The organism is Acinetobacter sp. P1(2023) (assembly GCF_028367635.1).
GTDB lineage: Bacteria > Pseudomonadota > Gammaproteobacteria > Pseudomonadales > Moraxellaceae > Acinetobacter > Acinetobacter pittii_E.
This window is the reverse complement of the sequence record NZ_JAQNDD010000005.1, coordinates 204,338-230,273: the sequence shown is the minus strand read 5'-3', so window position 1 is coordinate 230,273 and position 25,936 is coordinate 204,338. Positions and strand designations below refer to the sequence as shown.

23 protein-coding genes are annotated in these 25,936 nt (G+C 40.5%); 12 read left to right on the top strand and 11 right to left on the bottom strand.

The features are described from left to right. Positions 1–39 precede the first annotated feature (39 nt). Positions 40–3,366: an Rne/Rng family ribonuclease gene (locus tag POD11_RS10075; RefSeq protein ID WP_262457095.1), complete on the bottom strand. Its 3,327-nt coding sequence runs from the start codon at positions 3,364–3,366 to the stop codon at positions 40–42. A gap of 721 nt (positions 3,367–4,087) precedes the next feature. On the opposite strand from POD11_RS10075, the gene POD11_RS10070 reads away from it, so the two are divergent. From POD11_RS10070 to POD11_RS10055, 4 genes are all read left to right on the top strand, one after another. After that, positions 4,088–5,020 carry an RluA family pseudouridine synthase gene (locus POD11_RS10070; protein ID WP_239974909.1) on the top strand — a complete coding sequence of 311 codons (933 nt, stop codon included), beginning with the start codon at positions 4,088–4,090 and terminating at the stop codon, positions 5,018–5,020. Further along, positions 5,017–5,691 carry an HAD-IA family hydrolase gene (locus POD11_RS10065; RefSeq protein WP_262457094.1) on the top strand — a complete coding sequence of 225 codons (675 nt, stop codon included), beginning with the start codon at positions 5,017–5,019 and terminating at the stop codon, positions 5,689–5,691. The genes POD11_RS10070 and POD11_RS10065 overlap by 4 nt, the downstream gene beginning before the upstream one ends. Before the next feature lie 75 nt (positions 5,692–5,766). Further along, on the top strand, positions 5,767–6,462 hold the full coding sequence (locus POD11_RS10060; protein WP_262457093.1) for a helix-turn-helix transcriptional regulator: 696 nt from the start codon (positions 5,767–5,769) through the stop codon (positions 6,460–6,462). A gap of 49 nt (positions 6,463–6,511) precedes the next feature. Beyond that, positions 6,512–7,117 (top strand): glutathione S-transferase family protein, encoded by a 606-nt coding sequence (locus tag POD11_RS10055; protein ID WP_016142313.1) that lies wholly within the window; start codon positions 6,512–6,514, stop codon positions 7,115–7,117. 58 nt (positions 7,118–7,175) lie between these two features. On the opposite strand, the gene POD11_RS10050 is transcribed toward POD11_RS10055, so the two are convergent. Further along, a complete protein-coding gene (locus tag POD11_RS10050) occupies positions 7,176–7,853 on the bottom strand; it encodes a DUF1345 domain-containing protein (RefSeq protein ID WP_016142312.1) in 678 nt (225 codons plus the stop codon). 259 nt (positions 7,854–8,112) lie between these two features. Further along, positions 8,113–9,018 carry a DNA-binding transcriptional regulator HcaR gene (gene hcaR / locus POD11_RS10045; RefSeq protein ID WP_262457092.1) on the bottom strand — a complete coding sequence of 302 codons (906 nt, stop codon included), beginning with the start codon at positions 9,016–9,018 and terminating at the stop codon, positions 8,113–8,115. A 654-nt stretch (positions 9,019–9,672) separates the two neighbouring features. On the opposite strand from hcaR, the gene POD11_RS10040 reads away from it, so the two are divergent. Continuing rightward, a complete protein-coding gene (locus POD11_RS10040) occupies positions 9,673–10,725 on the top strand; it encodes an MBL fold metallo-hydrolase (RefSeq protein WP_224992341.1) in 1,053 nt (350 codons plus the stop codon). Positions 10,726–10,790: 65 nt separating this feature from the next. On the opposite strand, the gene katG is transcribed toward POD11_RS10040, so the two are convergent. The 3 genes from katG to POD11_RS10025 all read right to left on the bottom strand — a co-directional run bounded on the left by katG (position 10,791) and on the right by POD11_RS10025 (position 16,341). Next, positions 10,791–12,947 carry a catalase/peroxidase HPI gene (katG, locus tag POD11_RS10035; protein ID WP_262457091.1) on the bottom strand — a complete coding sequence of 719 codons (2,157 nt, stop codon included), beginning with the start codon at positions 12,945–12,947 and terminating at the stop codon, positions 10,791–10,793. Positions 12,948–13,476: 529 nt separating this feature from the next. Continuing rightward, positions 13,477–15,771: a phosphoenolpyruvate--protein phosphotransferase gene (gene ptsP / locus POD11_RS10030; RefSeq protein WP_016142308.1), complete on the bottom strand. Its 2,295-nt coding sequence runs from the start codon at positions 15,769–15,771 to the stop codon at positions 13,477–13,479. A gap of 84 nt (positions 15,772–15,855) precedes the next feature. Further along, positions 15,856–16,341 carry an RNA pyrophosphohydrolase gene (locus POD11_RS10025; protein ID WP_000567255.1) on the bottom strand — a complete coding sequence of 162 codons (486 nt, stop codon included), beginning with the start codon at positions 16,339–16,341 and terminating at the stop codon, positions 15,856–15,858. Between the two features lie 182 nt (positions 16,342–16,523). On the opposite strand from POD11_RS10025, the gene POD11_RS10020 reads away from it, so the two are divergent. Continuing rightward, complete coding sequence (locus tag POD11_RS10020; protein ID WP_262457090.1) at positions 16,524–17,174, top strand: HAD family hydrolase; 651 nt, start codon at positions 16,524–16,526, stop codon at positions 17,172–17,174. A 4-nt stretch (positions 17,175–17,178) separates the two neighbouring features. Here the strand turns inward: POD11_RS10020 and POD11_RS10015 are convergent, their stop codons facing one another. Both POD11_RS10015 and POD11_RS10010 read right to left on the bottom strand, forming a co-directional pair. After that, entirely contained in the window at positions 17,179–18,039 is an 861-nt protein-coding gene (locus POD11_RS10015; protein ID WP_262457089.1) for a LysR family transcriptional regulator, read from the bottom strand. A 115-nt stretch (positions 18,040–18,154) separates the two neighbouring features. Next, positions 18,155–18,409, bottom strand: coding sequence for a DUF2061 domain-containing protein (locus POD11_RS10010; protein WP_199984189.1), 255 nt, complete (start codon positions 18,407–18,409; stop codon positions 18,155–18,157). Positions 18,410–18,646: 237 nt separating this feature from the next. On the opposite strand from POD11_RS10010, the gene leuC reads away from it, so the two are divergent. The 4 genes from leuC (at position 18,647) to leuB (ending at position 22,545) form a co-directional block, all read left to right on the top strand. After that, on the top strand, positions 18,647–20,065 hold the full coding sequence (gene leuC, locus POD11_RS10005) for a 3-isopropylmalate dehydratase large subunit (RefSeq protein ID WP_262457088.1): 1,419 nt from the start codon (positions 18,647–18,649) through the stop codon (positions 20,063–20,065). Positions 20,066–20,083: 18 nt separating this feature from the next. Further along, positions 20,084–20,731 (top strand): 3-isopropylmalate dehydratase small subunit, encoded by a 648-nt coding sequence (gene leuD, locus POD11_RS10000; protein WP_016144239.1) that lies wholly within the window; start codon positions 20,084–20,086, stop codon positions 20,729–20,731. A 112-nt stretch (positions 20,732–20,843) separates the two neighbouring features. Then, positions 20,844–21,434, top strand: coding sequence for a hypothetical protein (locus tag POD11_RS09995; RefSeq protein ID WP_016144240.1), 591 nt, complete (start codon positions 20,844–20,846; stop codon positions 21,432–21,434). A 31-nt stretch (positions 21,435–21,465) separates the two neighbouring features. After that, complete coding sequence (gene leuB, locus POD11_RS09990; protein ID WP_002114882.1) at positions 21,466–22,545, top strand: 3-isopropylmalate dehydrogenase; 1,080 nt, start codon at positions 21,466–21,468, stop codon at positions 22,543–22,545. A 52-nt stretch (positions 22,546–22,597) separates the two neighbouring features. Here leuB and POD11_RS09985 read toward each other — a convergent pair whose 3' ends face one another. Next, positions 22,598–23,005, bottom strand: a complete 408-nt coding sequence (locus POD11_RS09985; protein WP_262457087.1) for a hypothetical protein — start codon at positions 23,003–23,005, stop codon at positions 22,598–22,600. 174 nt (positions 23,006–23,179) lie between these two features. On the opposite strand from POD11_RS09985, the gene POD11_RS09980 reads away from it, so the two are divergent. After that, positions 23,180–23,551: a lysozyme inhibitor LprI family protein gene (locus POD11_RS09980; protein ID WP_087090074.1), complete on the top strand. Its 372-nt coding sequence runs from the start codon at positions 23,180–23,182 to the stop codon at positions 23,549–23,551. 51 nt (positions 23,552–23,602) lie between these two features. On the opposite strand, the gene infA is transcribed toward POD11_RS09980, so the two are convergent. Continuing rightward, positions 23,603–23,824 (bottom strand): translation initiation factor IF-1, encoded by a 222-nt coding sequence (infA, locus tag POD11_RS09975; RefSeq protein WP_001284370.1) that lies wholly within the window; start codon positions 23,822–23,824, stop codon positions 23,603–23,605. Between the two features lie 263 nt (positions 23,825–24,087). Between infA and POD11_RS09970 the strand changes: the two genes are divergently transcribed. Next, positions 24,088–25,098 (top strand): AraC family transcriptional regulator, encoded by a 1,011-nt coding sequence (locus POD11_RS09970; RefSeq protein WP_016142299.1) that lies wholly within the window; start codon positions 24,088–24,090, stop codon positions 25,096–25,098. 27 nt (positions 25,099–25,125) lie between these two features. Here POD11_RS09970 and truA read toward each other — a convergent pair whose 3' ends face one another. After that, positions 25,126–25,923 carry a tRNA pseudouridine(38-40) synthase TruA gene (gene truA, locus POD11_RS09965; protein ID WP_262457086.1) on the bottom strand — a complete coding sequence of 266 codons (798 nt, stop codon included), beginning with the start codon at positions 25,921–25,923 and terminating at the stop codon, positions 25,126–25,128. Positions 25,924–25,936: the final 13 nt, after the last annotated feature.

Genomic DNA, 25,936 nt, shown 5'->3' with positions numbered 1-25,936 from the left:
ACTAGGTTTGTTTAAATTAGCTGCAATTGAGCAAATGATTTACTCAGCTACAGGGTTTGCTTTCTTTGGTGGACGGCCACGAGGGCGACGAGGACGACTTGGTTTGTCCTTATCAGCTTTAGAATCTTCTGATTCACTCTCCGCAGCAGCTTCATTTGGCTCTACAGCCTGTTCTGTAGCTGCTTTGGCTTTTGCAGTTGCTTTTGACTGTTTCGCAACCGGAGCTTCAACTACAGTTGTCGCTGGTGTTTCTTCTACGCTAGCTGCAGCCTCAGTTTCCTGATCAAGCTCAAGCGGTTGCTGTTTTGACTCAACAGGCGCTTGTGTTTCAGCAGTAGGAGCAACCACAGTTTCTTCTACAGTCGACGCTACAGGAGCAGCTTCTTCTGGTGCAGAATGTTGTTGTTTAACTTGCTCAAAAGCCTGTTCAGCAGCAAGTTTCGCTAAACGACGACGCTCACGCGGATCATTAGCAACACGCGGTGTTGCCTCTTTTGGTGGCGTCAACGGAAGTACTGGCGCAGGTTCTGCTTCTTGTGAAGGCTTGTTGCTTGGAAGCTCAGCATCACGAGTAACAGGCTTTTTATCTTCAGCTTCAGCTGCGACTTCGGTTACTAGAGTACTTGCATATTGCTCTGCAAATTTCTGCAATGCACGATTGAATGTTGGAACTAAACCAAACTGTTCAATCAGTACTGTACAGTCTTCACCGTAAACATGACGGATCAAGCTACCAATCGTATATTGCGCCAACGTTGGAATTTGCGATGGGGCAATTGATGGTGTAACAGCTTTAGCTCGTTTTGCGTTGCGTTGTTCACGGCGACGCATACGAGGATCATTACTCGCACGTTGAATTTGCGGTTGAGTTTTCTCAGCCTTTGGTTGAGGAGCTTCTGCTTCAGCAGTTACTGTCTCTTCCACAGCAGCAACAGGTGCTGGAGCTGGCTCTTGAACAACTTCAACAACAGGTGCTTTTTCAGTACGTTCAATAGATTGCTCAGGCGTTAAAGCAATAATTTCGCTTTGTGCTTGATCAACATTGATGACTAAGGCTGTATTCATGACTTCATGCTGTGGAGCATCAATCAAATCAACCTTAATTTGTTTTTCATCCACAACTGCTGGTGCTGGCGTATTTTGATTTTCATTTAATACGCTTGGATCGCGGTGGCGATTCGGACGGTTTGGACGTTGTTGATTATTACGGTCACGACGTGGTACAGCATGCTCAGCTTGTTGACCATCATTTTGATGTTGGGCATGTGGCTGATCTTGTTGTTGACGCTTTTGTTGACGTTTTAATTCACGTTGCTCTTGGCGTGATAACTGTACAACCTCTTCATGAACCTGCTGTTGTTGTGGTTCTTGATTATGGTGGTGCTGATGTTGTTCACGTTGCTCTTTGTGCTTACGTTTTTTGTTGTTTGGACGCTGCTGTTGTACTTTATCGTCTTTCTCAACATTCTCACGTGCTTCCTGTTTAACAGGAGATTGAGAAATATAAGCATTGTTAGATGGAGCCGAAGTAACTTCAGCAACTGCTGGTGCTGTAACTTGGCCAAACTGTCCACGGCTAACAGCGCCTGTATTCACCATTTGTTCAATTGCGGCAGCAGCATTTTGTGCTGAGCGAGATTGATCAACTGTTTGAGCTTGTTTTTGAACAAAAAGATTTTCTAACCATGCGCATGGGCTTGCTGCTTTTTGAGCGCTTGCCTGAGCAACAGCAGGTTGAGCTGCTTGATTTACTTTCTTTTGGTTAGCTACGTTGTTGGCAGCAGGGGCTGCATGAGTATGGCCATGATCAGCTTCTTCTAAATGCCATTCAGAAGATTCATAACCTAACTCTTTTTCACTTGAACGTGTTGCTTCAGTACGTTCGTAGCTAGATGGTGCAAATCCATCTGGATTGTACTGAATTTCGTAGTGAGGTGTTTCTAAGTGTGGGTGAGGTAAAACAGTCACACGAACACTAGAAGTTTGTTCTAAATAAACAAGGCTATGACGTTTTTCATTGAGTAAAAACGCTGCAATTTCAACAGGTACTTCTACTTGTACTTCACCATGGCGTTCACGAAGCGCGATCTCTTCTACTTTACGCATAATAGAAAGTGAAAGTGAGCGTAAATCACGAACCATACCTGTACCATGACAGCGAGGGCACACATAACCTGTTGCTTCTTCAAGAGATGGACGTAAACGTTGACGGCTCATTTCCATTAAGCCAAAACGAGAGAGTTGGCCAAACTGAATACGTGCACGATCGCTTTGTGTTGCTTCACGAAGTTTTGCTTCAACCATGCGTTGGTTGCGTTCTTTAGTCATATCGATGAAGTCGATTACAACTAAACCACCAATGTCACGAAGACGAAGTTGGCGAGCAATTTCTTCTGCTGCTTCTAAGTTCGTATTTAGTGCAGTTTCTTCAACGTCATGTCCACGAGTCGATTTCGCAGAGTTAATGTCGATTGAAACTAAAGCTTCGGTCTGGTCAATCACGATTGAACCGCCAGAAGGAAGTTTTACTTCACGTTCATAAGCAGTTTGAATTTGGCTTTCAATACCAAAATGAGCAAACAATGGCTCGTTTAAAGTATAAGTTTTGAGTTTGTCTAATTGACGTGGCATCACTGCTTTAACAAAGTTATAAGCTTCGTTATAAGCCTGTTCGCTATCAATTAAAATTTCTGCAACATCATCACGTAAATAATCGCGGATAGCACGAGTAACAACCCCAGCTTCTTGATGAACCAGCATTGGAGATGGACCAGAGCTCGCTGTGCCTTGGATTTGTGTCCAAAGGTCAAGCAAATGCTGTAAGTCTAACTGTAATTCTTCTTGGGTACGGCCAATACCAGCGGTACGTACAATAACGCTCATACCACGCGGTAAATTTAAAGAAGCTAGAATTTCTTTTAGCTCTTCACGTACAGAACCTGAAATTTGACGACTAATACCGCCGCCTTTCGGGTTGTTTGGCATAAGAACCAAATAACGTCCTGCAAGTGAAATAAAGGTAGAAAGGGCAGCGCCTTTATTGCCACGTTCTTCTTTTTCGACTTGAACAAGTAATTCAGTACCTTCAGTGATAAGTTCACGGATGTTTGAAGTTTGTCGTGGGTCTGCTTGGAAATAACTGTTAGCAATTTCGCGCATAGACAAGAAGCCTTGACGGCCTGCGCCGTATTCAACAAAAACAGCTTCTAAAGAGGGTTCTACGCGGGTTACATGGCCTTTATAGATATTGGATTTTTTCTGTTCTCGGGTACGATTCTCTAAATCAAAATCGTAAAGACGATTACCAGTGATAAGTGCAACGCGGACTTCTTCTGCGTGAGTTGCATTAATCAACATACGTTTCATGGGTGTGACACCTAATAGTGACCCACACAAACATATCGCACAAACTTAAAGGTTCTGAACGAACATCGAACATGACGGATCATTTCCCAGATCTCAAAATATTTGTGGTCTGAGTCATCTGTTACCGGCTACATTTAGCCTTAGCTTCGATTCTCGTCTGTGATGTAGGCAATACTGCTTCAACCTTTAAATCAGACTTCCTTAGTGCTTCACTGGCGGGTGAGCGGTGCATTGGTTAATGACTTTCACTGTCATTGGGCGCGAAGTGACTTCTTTTTGGAAGTTTGATACGGAATGCTCATCGTATCGGTGCTTTCGGCAGTTCCAATGCATCAACGCTTTAGCCTGAAGGCAACATTAAGGAGCGATTTGTCTGATGTGTATCAGTTTACGTTCCATAACCAACTAGAGTTGGTAACATATTTTTTTGAACAAACTGAATTAAACGCAACAGTTTGTCATTTTGCCGATATAATAAGCCTTCGGCGTCGGCATAATTCTTTAGGACCAATCCGAGCTGGTGATGAAAGCATCATTTTGATTGAGGTTTCAATCAGGGAAATTCCCTATTAGATGTTCACTTACGGCGGTATCCGTGCGCTGACTATATCAAACCTTGCAGCATCTGCCTATGGGCTAAGCTTAGATTTCTTGTGAAAAAACTAAGCTAATCGGTCATTTATTAATCAAATTTAGCAAAATTTCAGGTTTAAATATTAGTATGAATTCTACACAGCAATGGCAAAGTGTCACTTGGTTTGAGGTGGATGAACATCAAGCAGGACAGCGAATTGATAATTTCCTGTTTTCGCGTTTAAAGGGTGTACCTAAGAGTCGTATTTATCGTTTGATTCGTGAAGGTCAGGTTCGAGTAAATAAAAAACGTATTAAAGCTGAGACCAAATTAGAGATTGGAGATCAGATTCGTGTTGCACCTATTCGCTATGAACAAAAGGATGAAACAGCCGCTCCTGTGAGTGACAGTGTAGCACAAGGCCTACTCAGCCGTGTGGTCTATGAAGATGAAGGTCTGTTAGTCATCAATAAACCATCAGGTATTGCCGTACATGGTGGTAGTGGTGTGGCGTATGGTTTGATTGAGGCTCTACGTGCAGCAACAGGTAAAAAATACTTAGAACTGATTCACCGTATTGACCGTGATACTTCTGGTCTGGTCATGATTAGCAAGAAACGTAGTACTTTAAAGCTGCTACAAGATATGTTGCGTGAGCACAAAATTCGTAAGACTTATGCAGCAATTGTAAAAGGTCAGGTGAGTCTGGATAAACAACTCATTGATGCTCCTTTATTTCGTTATGAGTTAGCCAATGGCGAGCGTCGTGTACGTGTATCTAAAGAAGGTAAACCGAGTAAAACGGAATGGGTGGTTGCAGAGCGCTTTAAAAATGCGACTCTGGTTCATGCCTCACCTTTGTCAGGCCGTACCCATCAGATCCGTGTACATGGTTTAAGTATTGGACATCCGTTGTTGGGTGATGATAAATATGGACACACCACTGAGTATGCCGGTCCGCAGGCACGACGTTTATGTTTACACGCGATGCGTTTAGATATTCCGGGTTATCCACCGATTGAAGCGCCGTTACCAGAAGACATGACCCAGTTATTAAAGGCTTTGAGAGTAGCAAAATGAGTCTGAAAACCGAATTAGTTATTTTTGACTGGGATGGAACTTTATATAACTCTGTTGGCCAGATTGTTGCTAGCTTACAACATGCAGCAGAGCAACATGAATTGCCTTTAACAGATGAAGCAGCAAAAAGTATTATTGGGTTAGGCTTGCCAGAGGTGATGCAGACCTTATTTCCAGAAGCGCCGGAGTTGCATGAATCGATCTTAAAAGCATATGGCGATCACTATATTGCTAATTCTACAGATGATGCATGGTTTGACGGTATTGCTGAGCTATTACATGACTTAAAAGCGCAAGGTTTAAAACTTGCTGTAGCAACGGGTAAAAACCGTCGTGGTTTAGACCGTGTGATTGCAAAAACACAGAGTACTCATCTTTTTGACGTTACTCGAGCAGCCAATGAAACCCGTTCGAAACCAGATCCACTAATGTTGCAAGAAATTTTGACTGTAACAGGAGTGAGTGTTGAACAGGCGGTCATGATTGGTGACAGTAGTTATGACCTTGAGATGGCACAGCGTTTGGGTATGCCGCGTATCGGGGTAGGCTATGGGGTGCATTCGGTTGAAGTTCTGCAAAAGTTTCAACCTTTAACGATTGCTAAAGATGTACAGGAGCTTCATCGCTTTTTAAGAGAATATGCGCAATTATCTACTGTAGATGTCGCTTAATTTAAAAGATTTCAAAGAGGGAATGCGTTCCCTCTTAATCTAAGTTAAATAACAAAATAATAAGAAGAGAAAAAAATGAGCCGTTCAATTCGCCTACTAAATCTTTTACAACAGCTTCGTGAAGCCCGTTACCCCATCACAGCGCAAGTCTTGGCTGCGCGCCTAGAAATTAGTGTTCGAAGTGTCTATCGAGATATCGATAGCTTACGTGAGCAAGGTGTACGAATTGAGGCATCGGCAGGCCTTGGGTTTCAGCTTAAAGAAGACATTTTATTGCCGCCCATAACATTTAATGAAGATGAGGCAGAAGCTTTATTTTTAGCTTTAGAATGGTTGAAAGAAGTTCCTGATCAATCATTAAAATCTGCTGCGGTTTCAATTTATTCAAAACTTTATGCAGTCTTACCTAAACATCGAAAATATTTGCTTGATGATATGACCTTAGGGGTTGCCCATTATTGGTATCCTGTTGATGAAACGCTGGTAGCGCAAGTGCGTATAGCCATTCGTAATCAAGTAAAAATAAAAGTAGATTATTGTGATGAGCAAAACCGTTTGAGTGAACGTTCGCTTTGGCCTTTTGCTTTGGGATATTTAAACGGTAAAGTGGTACTCGCTGCTTGGTGTGAATTACGTCAGGCATTCCGCCACTTTCGAATCGATCGAATTCATCAGCTTCATATTAGCCAAGATAGTTATCCCGAATTTAAAAAGCTTCTGTTCCAAAAATGGTGGAAACAGGAAATGCAAAACGCTACTGACAAAAATTGACAAAGCCCACTTGTAAACTAGGATCTACGATAAACAAGGAGTGATAAGAATGAGCCTTAAACTTTATACTAACAAAGAGTCGCGTGGTGTCGTTATTGACTGGCTTTTAGTCGAGCTCGGTGTTGAATGTGAACGAATTGAAGTTGCATACAAGACCGAAATGAAATCCCCTGAATATCTAAAACTTAATCCTTTTGGAAAAGTACCGGTATTGGTAGATGGCGATGTGGTTATTTATGAGTTAGGCGCAATCTGTGCTTATTTAGCTGATAAGTTTTCTGAAAAAGGTTTGGCACCTGCTTTAGATGATCCAAAACGCGGTTTGTACTATCGTTGGTTATTTGTGATGGCAGGTCCTTGGGAAGCTGCTGGTGTTGATAAAGCTTTAGGAATAGAAGTATCGCCTGAGCAAAAGATGTTTGTTGGCTATGGCGATTACAATGATGCTTATCAAGCTTTAGTGCAAGGTTTGAGTGAAGCGAACCCGTATGTATGTGGCGAACAATTTACCGCAGCAGATGTAAGTGTTGGCGCCATGCTTTTATGGCAATTAAAAATGAAAACGATTGAATCACATCCGGCTATTACACGTTATGTTGAAACGATTAAACAGCGTGAAGGCTTAAAACAAAGCACTATGGGCCAACTGTTGTAAACGTACTATTCTTAAAAGTCACCCAAAAGGGTGGCTTTTTGTTGTTTGAATAAAGGTTTTAGTTGGTAAGAAAACCCGCAGCCACATTAATACAGATCGCTAAAATGGTAGTATTAAATCCAAAAGACAACACTGCGTGAAATAAGTTTAAAAGGCGCATATGTTTGGTGGTAATTGATACATCGGCAGTTTGTGCAGATGTACCAATAATATAACTAAAATATAGAAAATCAGGATAAGTGGGGTGTTGTGTTCCCGGGAAATCTAACCCTCCATTTTCCTCATTTCTAGACAAAGCCATATAAAAATCATGGGCATAATGTAGGGCAAAAACGGTATGCATAAAAAGCCATGCAGAAACAATGGTGAGTAAAGCTAAAGCCACATGACCTAACTTTGCAGAACTGTCAGAAGGGAGTTGTGATAGTTGAATTAGGATCGCAACCAGACACATGGTTAAGGCCAATAAAACTATCAGCATAATGACCCATTTGCTTTCATCTTGTTTTTTAGCTTGCTGTTGCATTTGTGAATGATCGGCACTTTTCATGAGTTGCCAAACATGGAGTAAATAAATGCTAACCGAAGCATTCCAACTGACTAATAAAATAGTTGACCATTTCCATGAAGTTAACCATGTCAAAATACTGGCTGTAATCACTCCCATCAATAAAGCAATAAAGAAATGAGGGCGGTTTTGTACACTACGTCCAAGATGTTGAAATATACCAACCATTTTTTTCCTTATCTCCTTTTATTACGTAATACATATATTATTTTTTATTGAATGGTGAAAATAATATCCAGTTTTATATAGATTTTATTCCAATTTCTTTCACTTATATATTATGAGGTGCGTGCTTTTACTCAAATGATAAAATAGAACAATAATCAAGATTAGACTATTTATAAAAAGTATAGAATAAATAGAAAGAATATTTATTTATACTTTTTTATAAAAATAGCCTTATTAATAATAAAATTATTTTGGATAATTAAGCGTGATTTAAGTTTTTATCGAGATGAAATACTTTAGTGAGTTGATCAATAAATTTTTGCACACCTATAGATTGTGAGTTTTTACGGTAATTTACAAATAGATCAAGTGTCGGCAACTCAACGTCAAGTGGACGAACGACCGTATTTTTGATTCCTAAAGGTGCCACGTAAGCGGGTAAAATTGTACAACCTAATCCAGAGCCAAGAGAGTTAATATTGAAGAGCATGCTGTCTGCTTTTTGAACAATATTGAGGTCGATATTGTGAGTTTTAGCGAAGTCTAAAATCGTGTTATGTAATGTTTGTGATTGTTCGGCAGCGGGAATAATAAAATCAATACCTTGTAAAGCATGAACGGGAATTCTTTCGTATTGAGCAAGCGGATGATTTTTAGGAAGCAAGAAAATTAAGGGTTCAGTTAAAACAAATTGGCTTTGGATTTCATCACTATCTGTGTTTTCACGGGTAAATGTAATATCTAATTCACCTTTTTTTAAGGCTTTAAGCTGTTCGGTATTGTTTAAGTTAGATAATTCAATAGTAAGGTCGGGGTGTTGTAGTCGTAGGTTAGGAAGAACGTAAGGGAAAATTTTCATTTCTGCGATGGGGACGAAACCGATACGTAAGAGTTGCTGTTTCGCCTTTGAAACCTGCCGTGCCATAGCAACCGCTTTTTCGGCTTGAGCGAGGGTGAGCCGAGCATGCTCTAAAAATACCTCACCTTCTTCGGTTAACTCAACTTTACGTTTTGTGCGGTTTAAAAGTCGTACACCGACATCTTCTTCTAAATCTTTAATTTGCTGGCTAAGGGAGGGTTGTGCAGTGAAAAGTTTAAGAGCGGCTTTACTAAAATTTAATTCTTCAGCAACGGTAATGAAATATCGGAGATGGCGTAGTTCCATAAGACTAATCCAAAAAATGTCTTACTATGATTTAAGTGAAGTATAAAGCATAAATAGATATAGCGTGAAGGTGCTTTAGGTATTTATAAAATAAATGGAATTTTAATTTTCATTAAAGATTTAATATAGGGGAGTAGGCTTTAATAATTCATAAAATATATTATTGATTAGTCAATAAATACATTATCTTTACTTAATCAAAGAATTTTTTAAATGTTTTGAATATTCATTTAAGAAATTCTCATAATATGCAAAAACGAGAATAATATAATATTTTTATAACTTGTAGGCCGTCTAAATCTACTGAACTGTAATTGTTACTAAATATATTATTTTTTGTTGAGTAAACTAATTCAAAGTTAAAAAATGGAAGCGATAAAAAGGAAACGGTACGGTTCTATGGTGGCTTTAGGCATTCTCTAATTGTTATGTTATACAATAGGTCTTAATAAGAATGGTAATTACTGACGCATAAACCCAACACATCTATGTATTTTTTATGGCACTCTAATTCGACTTAGGTTGGCTGTGTCCACGGTAAAAAGGATATTTATATGATAAATAAGTGTAAGTGCCATAGCTTAATTTCTTTTAATCGTTAAGATAGAAACCTGAACACATCCATTCTGCTGATGCTAAAACATAGAAAAGCCCATGAAAGACAAGCCGACATTAACATATCAATTGCCGACTCAGTCCTGTTGGACGCATACATGGATAAAACCTCCTTTTTGTCATCCCGAGTCTGGGCATGAAACGGATACACGTTTTTATAATCAACAGCCTAAATCACCTGCACGTGGTTCAAAAGAGTTATTGCGTTGGTTAGTTACGCGTGAGTCTTTTACATGGAAAGTAGATATTCAAAGTGAATATGAAACCCGCATAAATACGGCTGTAGCATTGCCACAAAATCGACCTCAAGCAGATTTAGATGATTGGCAAGTTTGGTTTGTTGGGCATGCAACTGTGCTGATTCAGATCGGACCTTATAACTTTATTACTGACCCAGTGTGGTGTGATTATGCTAGTCCCTCCCAAGGACGTGGACCGCGCCGTGTATGCCCTGCAGGTTTTGCACTAGAGCAATTACCGACAATTCATGGTGTTCTACTCAGCCATAATCATTATGATCATATGGATTTGGCTACGCTTGAATGGCTACACAAAAAATTCGCAATGCCAATTTACACTGGACTCGGGAATGGGTTTTACCTACCAAAAGAATTTCATGTGATTGAAATGGATTGGTGGCAAGAAATTCCCTATCACGAATTAAGAATAATCTATACACCTGCACAGCATGGTTCAGGTCGTGGTTTACGTGACCAGAATAAAGCACTCTGGGGTGGCTTTTCGGTTGTAGCTAAAACAGGCCATTGTTTCTTTGCGGGTGATACCGGTTATGCGGGGCACTTTAAGCAAATTCATGCTCGTTATGGTGCACCACGTGTAGCCTTACTTCCAATAGGTGCGTATGAACCTCGTGAATTGATGAGCTATGTACATATGAATCCACAAGATGCGCTACATGCACACTTTGATTTACAGGCTCATCGTTCTGTTGCGATTCATTATCGGACTTTCCAGTTGACTGATGAGGACAGAGAAGATCCTGAGCATGCTCTAGGTCAAGCAATTAAAGCCTCGTCAAAGCTTGCTAATCCTTTTTATTGCATTCGGGAAGGGCATAAACTAACCGTCTAAAACTCAATGCTTGATATGAAAAAAGCCAGTTCAATTTGAACTGGCTTTTTATTATTTTGACAAAATTATGCTAAGTCAAAACGGTCAAGATTCATAACTTTAGTCCATGCAGCAACAAAGTCTTGAACAAATTTTTCTTTACCATCTGCTTGAGCATAAACTTCGGCTAACGCACGTAAGATTGAGTTTGAACCGAAGACTAAATCATTACGTGTTGCAGTAAATTTTACTGCGCCTGTTTTACGGTCTTTGCCTTCAAATACTTCGCTTGTTGAATCAACAGGTGCCCATACAGTGGACATGTCGAGTAAGTTTGTAAAGAAGTCTGTGCTGAGTACACCAACTTGCTGAGTGAATACACCGTGTTGTGAACCATCCCAGTTAGTGCCCAGTACACGTAAACCACCAATCAATGCTGTTAACTCTGGAGCAGTCAAAGTCAATTTTTGTGCTTTATCAATTAATAATGCCTCAGTTGATGCGCTGACGCCGTCTTTTTTCCAGTTTCTAAAACCATCGGCAAGGCCGAGAAGTAATTGGAAAGATTCGACATCAGTTTGACTTTGTAATGCATCAACACGACCTGCGGCAAATGGAACGCTAATATTGAAACCTGCCGCTTGAGCAGCTTGCTCTACGCCAACGTTACCTGCAAGCACAATTAAGTCAGCTAATGACAGTTGAGTTGAGGCTTTGAGTTCTTCAATTTTAGTTAAAGTCTCAACAGCTTTTTTGTTTACTTCCCATTCACGTTGTGGCGATAAAGCAATACGTGCGCCGTTTGCACCGCCACGCTTGTCTCCACCACGGAAAGTTGACGCTGAAGCCCAGCCAAGAGAAACCAACTCACCAGCAGATAGCCCTAGTGCAACGATTTTTGCTTTTGCATCATCAATGCTAGCAGAAGACGGAATCGTGTTAGCAGCCGGTAATGGGTCTTGCCAAATTAAATCTTCAGCCGGAACTTCAGGGCCTAAATAACGTGCTTTTGGCCCCATATCACGGTGAGTTAATTTGTACCACGCACGGGCAAAAGCATTGGCAAAGGCTTGTGGATCGTTAAGGAAACGACGAGAGATCTTTTCAAACTCAGGATCAAAACGTAAGGTCAAATCTGTAGTAAGCATTGTTGGCTTACGTTTAACTGATGGGTCGAATGGATCTGGGATGATCGCCTCAGCATCTGCTGCTACCCATTGAATTGCACCAGCAGGGGAACGTTCTTGTACCCACTCGTATTTGAATAGATTTTCAAAGAAGTAGTTGCTCCATTGGGTTGGCGTTTGTGACCAAATGACTTCTAAGCCTGAAGTGATCGCATCTTTACCAACACCAGTACCAAAACTGTTTGACCAGCCAAAGCCCATTTGTTCAATTGACGCTCCCTCAGGATCAGCCTGAACATGGTCAGCAGAGCCAGCACCGTGGGTTTTACCTAAGGTATGACCGCCTGCGATCAAAGCAACAATTTCTTCATCATCCATTGCCATATTGCCGAAAGTCGCACGAATAAATGGCGCAGCTGATCTTGGGTCACCGCTGGCTTGTGGACCTTCAGGGTTTACATAGATTAGACCCATTTCAGTTGCAGCGAGATTACTGCCTTCTAAAGCTTCTGAATTACGATGAGCTAACCATTCTTTCTCATCACCCCAGTTTACGTCGTTGTCTGGTTCCCAGACATCTTCACGGCCTGCGCCAAAACCGAAAGTGCGGAAGCCCGAAGACTCAAGTGCGATGTTTCCAGCAAGAATAAATAAATCTGCCCACGATATTTTTTGACCGTATTTTTGTTTAACTGGCCATAATAAGCGGCGTGCTTTATCTAGGCTTGCATTGTCAGGCCAACTATTTAAAGGTGCAAAACGTTGTTGACCACGACCAGCACCACCACGGCCATCGCCCATACGATAGGTGCCGGCAGCGTGCCATGCTAAACGGATAAATAAGCCTGTATAATTTCCCCAATCGGCTGGCCACCAATCTTGAGAATCGGTTAACACATTTTTGATATCAACTTTGAGTGCATAATAGTCGAGTTTTTTAAACTCTTTACGATAATCAAAATCTTTACTGAGTGGATTAGAGCGTTCTGAATGTTGATTCAGTAAATCAACGCGTAGTTGTTTTGGCCACCAGTGTAAACTAGGCGTGCCACCACCGACCGTTACCTCTGGTTTTGATTTATGGCCTGAAAAAGGACATTTTGATTCGTCTGACATGGTTATATTCTCTCTGGGTAATAATTATTGAGCTCTTAGTAAAAATGTTAGGGCTCATTTTCCTGGACTTCTGGTTTAAAAACTCATGTTTATCAAATAAAGAAATGAGTGAACAAATGGTGAGAGAAATTGTTTGAAAAGTCTTTTCACTAAGATGTCAGCCCATTATTTTTTATTTAATAATGCATCAGATCCCTTTAGTTGTTATTCCTCCAATTTACTGCATGAAGGTTAAAAAACAAAAGGAAAAATAAGATGAAACCTGTGAATAACGATGCATAGAATTACCTCTTCAATTGTTGGAACAACGTAAGATCTTTTAATAACGCTCTTTAAATATACTAGGAGTCAGAGTCTTATTTTTCAAATGGATTAAACTGTCAATATTAATTTGAAAAACCGATTGTATGTTTGTTTAAAAGGTTTGAGCGGGATAAATATTGAAAAAGATATTTTTTATATTTAGTTGTAGTAGAAGTTATCTTAAACAAAATAAAGGAGAGCATTGCTCTCCTTTATCGTTTAAATATTAAACATTTACGATTCGATTCGATTTGACCATATCAGCTAGGCCATGCGTTTTAAAGTAATACTCAAGCCAGCTTTTTACAATGAGTGGATTATTCATTTTCATGACATCATCCAGTAACTTTTGTGCATCTGTCATAGGAACATGACAAATTGCTTTTCGTACTCGCAAAATGTTACTCGAACTCATTGAAAGGGTATTAAAGCCCATCGCCATGAGCAAAATTGCCGATAATGGATCACCTGCCATCTCACCACAAATACTGATAGGTTTTTTATATTCATGGCATTCTTTAACTAAGCGAGTTAGCGCACGTAGAATGGATGGATGGAAGTGTGAGTAAACGTTGGCCACATGCGGGTTATTACGGTCAACCGCAAGTAAATACTGTGTTAAGTCATTTGAACCGACCGAGAAGAAATCGACGAGTTCAGCAAACTCATCAATTTGTAGCAGTACGCTCGGCACCTCAACCATAATGCCAATTTTTGGCTTGGTAATTTTTACTTGCTCTTCTTCTTGCACCGCAATCCAGTCACGTTCAAGCAAATAAAGTACTTCTTCGACTTCACTGACTGTAGTGACCATTGGTAATAAAATATGCAAATTATTTAAACCAATGCTGGCTTTGAGCATGGCACGAATTTGTGAAGAAAAAATCTCAGGATGATCAAGCGTGAAACGAATACCACGCCAGCCTAAAGCCGAGTTTTCTTCTTCAATGCTGAAATATGGCAGGTCTTTATCTGCACCGATATCCAGAGTTCGCATCACCACAGGCTTGTTGGCAAAGTGACTCAACTGTTGACGGTAGATTGCACGTTGTTCTTCTTCACCCGGGAAACGTTCCCGTAACATGAATGGAATTTCACTTCGGTATAGACCTACACCTTGAGCACCACGTTGTACTCCGCGTACTACGTCAATCATGAGGCCCGTATTTACATAAAGTTGAACAGACACACCATCAGGAGTAATCGCTTCTTTGGTCTCATATTGTTTGAGATCTTTTGCGATTTGCTCATCTTCTTTTTGAATTTCTTTATAGCGTTGACGTAAACGACGTGGAGGGTTTACAAAAACACGGCCCTGATAGGCGTCCACAATCATTTCTGCATCATCAAGTGTGTTAACAGGCAGTTCAGTTACACCAACTACGGTCGGAATACCTAAGGCACGAGCCACAATCACCATATGTGAGTTGGCAGCACCTTCTGATGTCACAATTGCTGCAATATTGTCTACAGGCAGCTCTACGAGTGCCGCAGTACTAATTTCTTCGCCAATTAAAATACTGTCTGGGCTGAGTTCACGGTGGCTAGAGTCTTCTTCTTGTAAACACGCTAGAATACGTCGCCCTAAATCTTTAAGGTCAGAAACTCGTTCACGAAGATAATCATCTTCCATTTGTGCAAATAGGGCAGTGTGCTTTTCAATGACTCGGCGTACTGCACCTTGTGCCCAATGTCCATCACGGATGAGCTCTTTAATTTCTGCTGGTAAAGCATTTTCATCTAGCATTCTTAAGAAAACACTAAATAAAGCGCGCTCTTCAGCCATTAAAGAATCATGCATTTTTTCATCTAGAGAGCGAATCTCTGAACGAACTGATGAAATGGCTTGATCTAAAATTCGGAGTTCATCGCTAATATCTTCTGCTTCACGGTCAGGCACAGAACCCAAATCAGCAGGTGGATATAAAATAATAGCGCGACCTAAAGCAACACCGCCTGCACCTGAAGCACCTTGGAAGGTTTTATAGGCAGGGCCATTACTTGGTTTGCGAAATACATCAATATTTCCAACTGCATGAGCGTGGGCAATCACGCCAGAAAGCTGAGCACAGAGCGTAACTAAAAAAGACTCGGCTGCTTCGCTAAAATCTTGAGGAAGTTTGTTTTGGACAACCAAAACACCCATAACCTTTCGACGATACATGACAGGTACGCCAAGGAATGAGTTATAAATTTCTTCGCCTGTTTCAGGTAAATACAAGAACCGTTCATGTTTTGGTGCATTGTCAAGGTTAACAATTTCTTCACGCTGCCCGACCAGACCGACTAAGCCTTCACCGAGTTGCAAAGACACATGGCCTACAGATTCTGGATTTAAGCCTTTAGAGGCCATTAATACATAGCGCTGGTTGCGTTCATCGAGTAAATAAATAGAGCAAACATCCACTTTCATGGCTTCAGCAACCTGATTGACCATGATGTCTAACGATTCATGCAAACTGACGGACGCATTAACCTCTTGGACAATGCGCCGTAGAGTGTCGAGTTGCATGTTTGACATGGATGTATACTCCAGTATTTTTTAGACTATGAATGTATTTATAACAGCACTTTTAATAAAAATCATTTGCTAGATAAATGATTTTTAGGGTAATTGTTGCATCGGCAACTGTGTACACAACTCCACCATGGCTTTACGATAAACATCACGCTTGAAGTTCACCACTTGGCCAAGAGGATACCAATAGCTAACCCACTGCCATTCATCGAATTCGGGCGGGTCGGAGAGGTTTAACTGAATATTTTTTGCAGGCGCAGTTAACTTCAGTAAAAACCATTTTTGTTTCTGTCCGATACATACGGGGTCAGAGTCTGACCGAATGTACCGATGTGGCAAACGATAACGCAGCCATCCTTTGGTTTGCGCAATAATCTGGACATGTTCGGGCAATAAGCCGATTTCTTCTCTCAGTTCTCGAAAAAGTGCCTGTTCAGGGGTTTCTCCAAACTGGATGCCTCCTTGTGGAAATTGCCAAGCATTGTGACCAATGCGCTTTGCCCATAAAACCTGTCCATCATCGTTTGCCAAAATGATCCCGACATTCGGTCGGAAACCTTCTGAATCGATCATTTGGCTACCTAAATATTGTCTATATCGTTGACTTTAATCGCGGGGACAAACACTTTTTTATGTCCAGCTCGAAAAGATCAAAGTAAAATGTTTAAATTGCTACGATCTTAACGAATTTCTATCGACTAGCGGAGATAGATTTACATTTTTTTTCTTAAATTTCAGTTTAAACGAGAATTTTCATGAAACTGGCGTTGTTTGATTTAGACCATACCTTGTTAAATACCGATTCAGACCATTCTTGGGGTGAATTTTTAGTCAATGAAGGTTTGGTTGATCCGGTTTATCATCGTCAGATGAATGATAAATTTTATGAAGATTACAAAGCAGGGCAACTTGACCCATATGCTTATAATGAATTCGTTTTTGGCTTTTTAACCCAGCACGACAATAATTATTTAACTGAACTTCACCAATTGTTCATGCAAAAAGTGATTCGTCCGCAAATGCGCCCAAAAGGTTTTGATGCAATCAAAAAACATCAAGATTTAGGCCATACCATTGTAGGGATTACGGCAACAAGTGATTTTATTACTGCGCCAATTTTCCGTGAATTTGGGATTACTGAAATTTTAGCGACCAATGCTGAAATGGCTGACGGAAAATATACTGGGAAAGTTGCTGGTTTAGCGTGTTATCAAAAAGGCAAGCTTGCACGTCTAGATGCATGGTTGGAAGGTCGTAGCGTGTCTGAGTCTTGGGCTTATTCCGATTCAATTAATGACCGTTTTTTACTTGAATATGCAACGCATGCAATTGCAGTAAATCCTGATGATCGCCTTGAAAAACTGGCTCAAGAAAATAAATGGGAAATTCAGGACTGGTCGATTTAATTGGCTAGTCTTGCATCATTTTAATCAGTTCCTGCATGGCTCTAGATTGAGTACGTGCAGGATGCCACACCATGCCTAATTGACGATTCATCTCAACATTTAAATCAAGCTGCTGCATATCCTGATTCAGCAAAGTTTTTGGTAAAACTGACCAACCTAAACCAATCGACACCAACATGCGAATAGACTCAAGAGGGTTATTGCTCATGGTGATTTTTGGTTTGAGCCCTTGTTTTTCAAACTCAGCTAAAGTGATTTGAGCAGTGTAAGTTTGTGCAGCTGGTAATAAGCTTGGATATTCAATTAAATCTTGTAAGGTGAGATTCTTTTTTTGAGCCAGTGGATGAAATGGAGCGGCAACAAAGACTAAAGGATCATTCCAGATCGTAATGTAGTTAAGACGCTCATCACCTGAAGGTGGAAGCGTTAAAAATGCTAGCTCTAAATCACCAGCCAATACTTGTTCATGCGCTTGCTCTGAATCAACAAAATGCACATCTAAGGTGACTTGAGGAAATTGCTGAACAAAGTGTTTAAGTGGTGCAGGTAAATGATGCAAACCAATATGATGACTCGTACCGACTTTTAAGCGGCCTTGCACCTGCGTTTGTTCATGGCTAAGCGTATGGTGAATATCACCCAGCTCATTGAGCCAGTTTTTAACCTTAGGTAATAATGAATGTGCAGCATGAGTTGCTTGAACACCTCGGCCTGCGGACTCAAAGAGTTTTACGCCAAAATATTCTTCTAAGCTATGAATTCGTTTGGTAACAGCAGGTTGAGTAATAAATAACTGATCTGCTGCCACAGAGATAGACCCTGTTTCCATAACTTTTACAAAAGCTTCAAAGGCTGCAAGATTCATAATACAACTCAACTTGGAATAGAAAAATCGAGAGGCTAAAGTTGCCAAGCCAAAATCGTATCATGCTTGCAGCGAATCGAGTGAGAAAGTTGTGAATTACCGCACTAATTTTAGTCTAAGCCGCTGTTTCTTTTTCGGCTAAGGCTGATACGCGGCGATCTTTAGCTGCCCATACTTTTTCATGGAAGAAAAAGGCAAAAGCTTGTACGGTTGGTTCAAGCATACTTAATGTTAAAGCCATCCAGATATTACCTGTTACAAAGTATGCGACTAGCATCGCTACACTAATATGCATAATGTAATAGCTTAAGGTTTTCTTTAAGGTACGTTGATTATTTATAACGAATTTTTGAATATTAGCCATGATCATTCTCTTTAGCCACTTTAGATATTTTTAGTATAGAGAGTAGAGTATAAGATTAAAAATTGATTATGCAAATGATAATCATTAACAAAAACGATTTATTAAATATGATGTATCTCAAAAGGATGATGATTAATTCCAAAAAGTTTTCTAATTTATAAAAATGATAAATTAGATTTATGTGAAACTCTGGCTATAATCGAAGAAAGATTAGAATTACCCAGTCCAATGGAGCAAGACGACATGGCAGGCAAAACTTTATATGACAAATTGTGGGATGACCACGTTGTTTCACAGCGTGATGATGGCTCATGTTTACTTTATATTGACCGTCATTTATTGCATGAAGTGACTAGTCCACAAGCATTTGAAGGTTTGCAACTTGCGGGTCGTCAACCATGGCGTTTAAGTGCAAACGTTGCGACACCGGACCACAACGTTCCAACATCTAAAAAAGAACGTGACCAAGGTATCGCCGGTATTGAAGATGATACATCCCGTATTCAAGTTCAAACCTTAGATGACAACTGTAAAGCTTTCAATATCGTTGAATTTAGCATCAATGATATTCGTCAAGGTATTGTGCATGTGGTTGGACCCGAACAGGGTTTAACCTTGCCGGGCATGACAGTTGTATGTGGTGATTCACATACAGCAACTCACGGTGCTTTCGGTTGCTTGGCGCATGGTATTGGAACATCTGAAGTTGAACATGTGTTAGCAACACAATGTTTGATCCAGAAAAAATCTAAAAATATGTTAGTACGTGTAGATGGCGTATTGGGCAAGGGCGTAACACCAAAAGATGTGGTGTTAGCAATCATTGCTAAAATTGGTACTGCTGGTGGTACAGGCTATGCAATCGAGTTCGGTGGCCAAGTGTTCCGTGATATGTCGATTGAAGGGCGTATGACGGTATGTAACATGGCAATTGAAGCAGGTGCCCGTGTTGGTATGGTTGCAGTCGATGACAAAACTATTGGATATGTGAAAGGCCGTAGCTATGCACCAAAAGGTGAGCAATGGGAACAAGCCGTTGCTTACTGGAACACATTGCATTCAGATGACGATGCTGTGTTCGATGCTGTAGTTGAGTTAAATGGCGCGGAAATCGAACCACAAGTATCTTGGGGAACTTCACCTGAGATGGTTATTCCGGTCACTGAAGCTGTACCAACTTTAGAACAAGCGAAAGATGATGTTCAGCGTAATGACTGGACACGTGCTTATCAATATATGGGTTTAAATGCAGGACAGGCATTAGGTGATATTCAACTTGATCGTGTCTTTATCGGTTCTTGTACCAACTCTCGTATTGAAGATATCCGTGCTGCAGCTGAGGTAGTTAAGGGCCGTAAGGTAGCTTCTACCATTAAGCAAGCTATGATTGTTCCGGGGTCTGGTTTAGTTAAACAACAGGCTGAAAAAGAAGGCTTGGACAAAATCTTCTTGGAAGCTGGCTTTGAATGGCGTGAGCCGGGTTGTTCAATGTGTTTAGCAATGAATGCAGACAAGTTACAACCAGGTGAACACTGTGCATCGACGTCTAATCGTAACTTTGAAGGCCGTCAAGGCAATGGTGGTCGCACTCACTTAGTGAGCCCGGCAATGGCGGCAGCGGCTGCAATTGCAGGTCACTTTGTTGATGTTCGTTCATTTTAATTCGGTCTGGAGCAAACCATGAAAGCTTATACAGTTGAACAAGGTATCGTTGCACCATTAGATCGTGCCAATGTTGATACAGATTTAATTATTCCAAAACAGTTTTTGAAATCAATCAAACGTACAGGTTTTGGAGACAATTTATTTGATGAGCTTCGTTATTTAGATGAAGGTTATCCGGGACAAGACAATTCAGTGCGTCCCAAAAATCCGGATTTCGTTTTAAACCAGCCTCGTTATCAAGGAGCAACAGTTTTGATTGCTCGAACTAACTTTGGTTGTGGTTCAAGCCGTGAGCATGCGCCTTGGGCATTAAACGAATATGGTTTCCGTACTGTTATTGCCCCAAGCTTTGCTGATATTTTCTTTAATAACTGTTTCAAAAATGGCATGTTACCTGTCATTTTGCCAGAAGAAGTTGTTGATCAGTTATTTAAAGAATGTGCTGCCAATGAAGGGTATCAATTAACAATTGATTTAGCGGCTCAAGAAGTACGTACGCCAACAGGTGAAGCTTTTAAATTTGAAGTTGATCCATTTCGTAAGCATTGCTTGTTAAATGGTTTGGATGATATTGGTTTAACGCTTCAAAATGCGGATGCAATTCGCGCTTATGAAGAAAAAACTAAACAAGTTCGTCCTTGGGTATTCCAAGAGTTAAATTAACCTTTTGGTACATTTTAAACATAGCCATGGCGTAGCGTTCAAACTCTTGCTAACATGCTAAAGCATAAAAACACCTTAAAATTATGCACTAGATGAGGATTGGGCTTGAACAATGAAGAGGAACGTTACTCATAGCTTTTTGTTGAGCCTGTGCGCAATAACACTCAGTGCTTGTCAGAGCACTTACAATGTAGTGGATACTGTCCGTATTAAGCAGGCTGAACAAGATAGTTTGGGGCAGAATGCAGCGATATATTGTTCGGGTGCGAAAAGTTGTGAATTTGAACGACTAAATGATATTACTGTAGTGGATGCGCAAACACGTCGAATTAGTAATCAGGCAATTCATCAAGGAATTGTACGATTACAAGGTTCAGTGCTTAGCCAAAGCAACAGCTTGTATTTATCTGTACCTGCTAAACAATATGAAGTGGTAATCCGTTTCTATCCGATCTCTCCAGATCGGGCTGAAACAATCCATGTTATTCACCAGTTTAATGCCAACCATCGCTATACATTTAAAATGTACCGAGACAAAACTAACCGTTCGGGTAGTTTGCTGAATGTTTCTGTACCAGATCCATTATGCGTTGACTTAGAACAAGATGAGCGAGTTATTCGCCGCTTTTGTCGACCATTTGATGTGACAACAGGGCTAGGTGAATTTGTCGAACAGAAAAAACTAACGCCACGGCAGTTATAACGCTGCTTGTCTTTGGAAAATGGAAAAATTTATGTCTAAACAGATTTTAATTTTGGCTGGTGATGGTATTGGTCCTGAAATTGTTGGGGCGGCAGAAAAAGTATTAAATACAGTAAATGAAAAATTTAATTTATCGTTAACTTGGGAACATGGCTTATTAGGCGGTGCGGCAATTGATGCACATGGTGAACCGTATCCTGCTGTAACAAGTGAACAAGCAAAAAAAGCTGATGCAATTTTGTTGGGTGCGGTAGGCGGACCGAAATGGGACACCATTGAGCGCTCTATTCGTCCTGAACGTGGTCTTTTAAAAATTCGTAGTGAGCTAAACTTGTTCGCTAATTTGCGTCCAGCGATTTTATATCCTCAATTAGCAGATGCTTCTAGCTTAAAGCCTGAAATTGTTGCTGGCTTAGATATTCTTATTGTTCGTGAACTTACCGGCGGTATTTATTTTGGTCAGCCACGTGGTATTCGTGAACTCGAAAACGGTGAGAAACAAGGTTATAACACTGACGTTTATTCTGAAAGCGAAATTAAGCGCATTGCAAAAGTAGCTTTTGAACTTGCCGGCTTGCGTGGTGGTAAAGTTTGTTCAGTTGATAAAGCGAACGTTTTGGAAGTAACAGAACTTTGGAAGCAAACAGTCACTGATTTACAGCAAGCGAATTATTCAAATATTCAGCTTTCACATATGTATGTCGATAATGCTGCAATGCAACTTGTGCGTGCGCCTAAACAGTTTGATGTGATTGTAACCGGTAACTTGTTTGGCGATATCTTATCTGATGAAGCAGCAATGCTTACAGGCTCAATCGGCATGTTGCCATCTGCATCGTTAGATGAAAATGGCAAGGGTATGTATGAGCCTTGTCATGGTTCTGCACCGGATATCGCGGGTCAGAATGTGGCGAACCCATTGGCAACAATTCTTTCAGTTGCAATGATGCTTCGCTATACATTCCGTGAAGAAGCTGCTGCAAAAGCAATTGAAGATGCAGTAGGTCAAGTACTTGATCAAGGCTTACGTACAGCGGATATTATGTCTGAAGGCATGACAAAAGTTGGTACAGCTGAGATGGGTGAGGCAGTTGTCGCTGCTCTTGCTTAAAAGCTTCTTATAAAAAACGCAGCTCAACGCTGCGTTTTTTTGTGCCTATGTTTTAGCAGGCTTTACCTTCATATTGAATAGACTCGGCAATATCATTCTTAAGCTGGAAAATCACTTTGCAGTTGAAATTTAGATCATAAGAGTTACTGCTTAAATTCCCCGATTGTATGGGAACAGAACCACCTCTCATATCAACATTACTCACCATCGGAATTGGAATGCTTAACGGACGTAAAATCGTATAGATGAGTTGATTGGATGTTTTTTGTGGAGTGTTGGCGACTTGAAAGCCAAGACTCCGTAGATTGATATCTTGTTGAATAGTCGCCGTTGATTTACCTAGAAAACCTTTTAAATATTCTTGTAAATCTATAGATTGGCGTGGATGGCTAGCACAACCGTTAAGATAAATCATTATGAAAGAGAATAGGCCAATTTGGCATCGGGTATATATGTTCATTTTTCTCTCTATATAAAATTATATTTATTATTAAAGAACAATAGGTTGTATTTACAAGCTTGTAAAGTAAAAAAGGAAGATTATGATAAATGAAAGTGAATTTGTTTTTAGATTTATCAATTACATTCGAACCGCTTTAATAATAATTTCATAAAAAACTTAAGGAAGAAAAGGATGAGAAAAATAGTTTTTGCTTTTTTATTCAGCGTTGGAGTGACTTCGGTCTATGCGGATAACTGTGATAGTGCCCGCAATACTTACGATGATATTTACTGTACAAATAAAATTTATGCGAACGCTGATGCAGATCTGAATAAGAATTATCAAGCTCTACGAGTAAAGTTAAACACCGCGCAGAAAAATATTCTTAAGAAGTCTCAACTTGCATGGATACGTCAACGTGATGCCGAGTGTACAGATTCAAATAGGAATAGCGTAGACGTGCAATGTCGTTTACAGACAACGCAGGAAAGAAACCATTGGCTGCAAGAAAGATTGCGTGAATGCCAAACGGTAGGATGTAAAACCAGTCGCTTAAATGAATAAATGACGCAATAAAAAAGCCACATCATAAAGTGGCTTTTTTGCATTCACTAATTAGCGAGCACGGTACGTAATACGACCTTTAGTTAAGTCATATGGAGTCATTTCGACTTTTACACTGTCGCCAGTAAGAATACGAATATAGTGTTTACGCATTTTACCAGAAATGTGTGCAATAACTTCGTGACCGTTTTCAAGACGTACACGGAACATCGTATTAGGAAGCGTTTCGGTGACAACGCCTTCGAACTCAATGAGTTCCTCTTTATTGGCCATAGCCTACCTGATGATCAAATTGGAAAGGCGCAAATTATAGTCAATTTTTTTAAAAAAAACAAGATAGACACACTTCTGCTAAAGCATCTGGTTAAAGTATGACTAATAAAAAAAGATGTAATTTTTTTCACAAAAGAAGAGTAATTCTGTTGTCAGTTTGGTCAATCAACGCTAATCTAAAATCATAGTTATTAGGGACTGTTAATTGCATAAAGGTCAACAGCCCTAAATATCAATGAAGTATCTACATGGAAGGGCACTGCGTGGGTCAGCTAACAGATGCATCAGTTGTATTACGCTTTGGCTACCAAGCGATTCGTCGTGCGGGTTTGCCAACAGAAGAAATATTAACCAAAGCGGGAGTTGCTTTAAATCAGGTCGATACCAATGCACGTACACCGTTAAGTGCACAGTACGCCTTTTGGACTGCCGCTCAGGAAGTCAGTAAAGATCCAGACATCGGTCTGCATTTAGGTGAGCATTTGCCTTTGTATCGAGGGCAGGTGATTGAACATCTATTTATTAGTAGTGAAACCTTTGGTGAAGGCTTAAAACGAGCTTTAGCTTATCAACGACTCATTAGTGATGCATTTGATGCAAAACTGGTAGTTGAAGAAGGACGTTGTTATTTAACCAATGGCGAACAGATTGGCGCTGACAATCTAGTCAACCGTCATTTTTCCGAATGTGCAATTTCAGGTATACTTAGATTCTTTAAATTCATTACCGAAGGGCAATTTCATCCTATCTTCATCGATTTTAATTTTAGTGAAGGTGCTTCTGAGGATGAATATTTCCGTGTATTCGGCTGCCCAGTGAGCTTAGGTCAGAAAGAGACACGTTTATATTTTGACCCTGCTATTTTAGATTTCCAGCTTTGGCAAGCAGAGCCTGAGTTATTGCAATTGCATGAGCAGCTCGCAATTGAAAAATTGCAGGAACTGGCCCGTTATGATTTAGTGGGTGAAGTTCGTCGCGCAATTGGTTCAACACTAGAAAGCGGAGAAACTACGTTGGAAACGGTGGCTGCTCAGTTGAATATTACTCCGCGTCGTTTACGTACTCAGCTCAGTGAGGCGAATACCAGTTTTCAACAAATACTTTCTGACTATCGTTGCCGTTTGGCTAAAAAGCTTTTGGCAAATACCAATGAGAGTGTTGAGCGTATTGTGTATTTAACAGGTTTCTCTGAACCAAGTACGTTCTATCGTGCTTTTAAGCGTTGGACGAATGAGACACCGGTTGAGTACCGTAAGCGTAAACAGCATCGCTAGATTAAGTATAGGTTGAATTGGCTAAGCTTACTCAGGTAGGTTTAGCCAATGTGGTCCAAGTGGTGGCTGCGGTAAATCAAACTGCTCAGGATAATTACACTGAATAAAATAAAGGCCATCGGGTGGGGCAGTTACACCAGCTGCTTTACGATCCTGTGCCGCAAACATCGCATCGATATGATCAATTTCATACATACCTTGACCAATTTCGAGTAAGCAACCGACAATATTGCGTACCATGTGATGTAAAAAACCATCTGCTTGAATATCTAGAACCAAATAGCGTCCATGTTCAAATAAACGGCAATGCGTTACATGTCGCACAGGCTGATTGGACTGACATGCTGCTGCGCGAAAGGTTTCAAAGTTATGCGTTCCTTCAAACTTACTGGCAGCTTCAATCATTTTTTTCACATCTAGCTTTTGGTAAATGTGAGTAACTTGTTTGTATAATAGTGCTGGGCGATGGGGCGTGTTATAGATGATATAGCGGTAACGTCGTGCAGTCGCTTTAAAACGCGCATGAAAACTTTCATCCATCAGTTTAATCCACTGAATGGAAATATCTTTAGGCAGTTGGCTGTTTGCCCCTCTTAACCATCCTGTTTCTGGACGAATAGCGTTCGTATCAAAGTGTGCCACCATATTTGTTGCATGTACTCCAGCGTCAGTACGACCCGCGCCGTGAAGTGCGATAGGCTCATCTGCAATTTTGCTAAGTACACGCTCAATCGTTTCCTGAACGCTGGCAACGCCTGGCTGTTGTGTTTGCCAACCTCGGTATTGAACTCCGCTAAATTCAATACCGACCGCATAACGTTGCATGGCTTTACCTCTG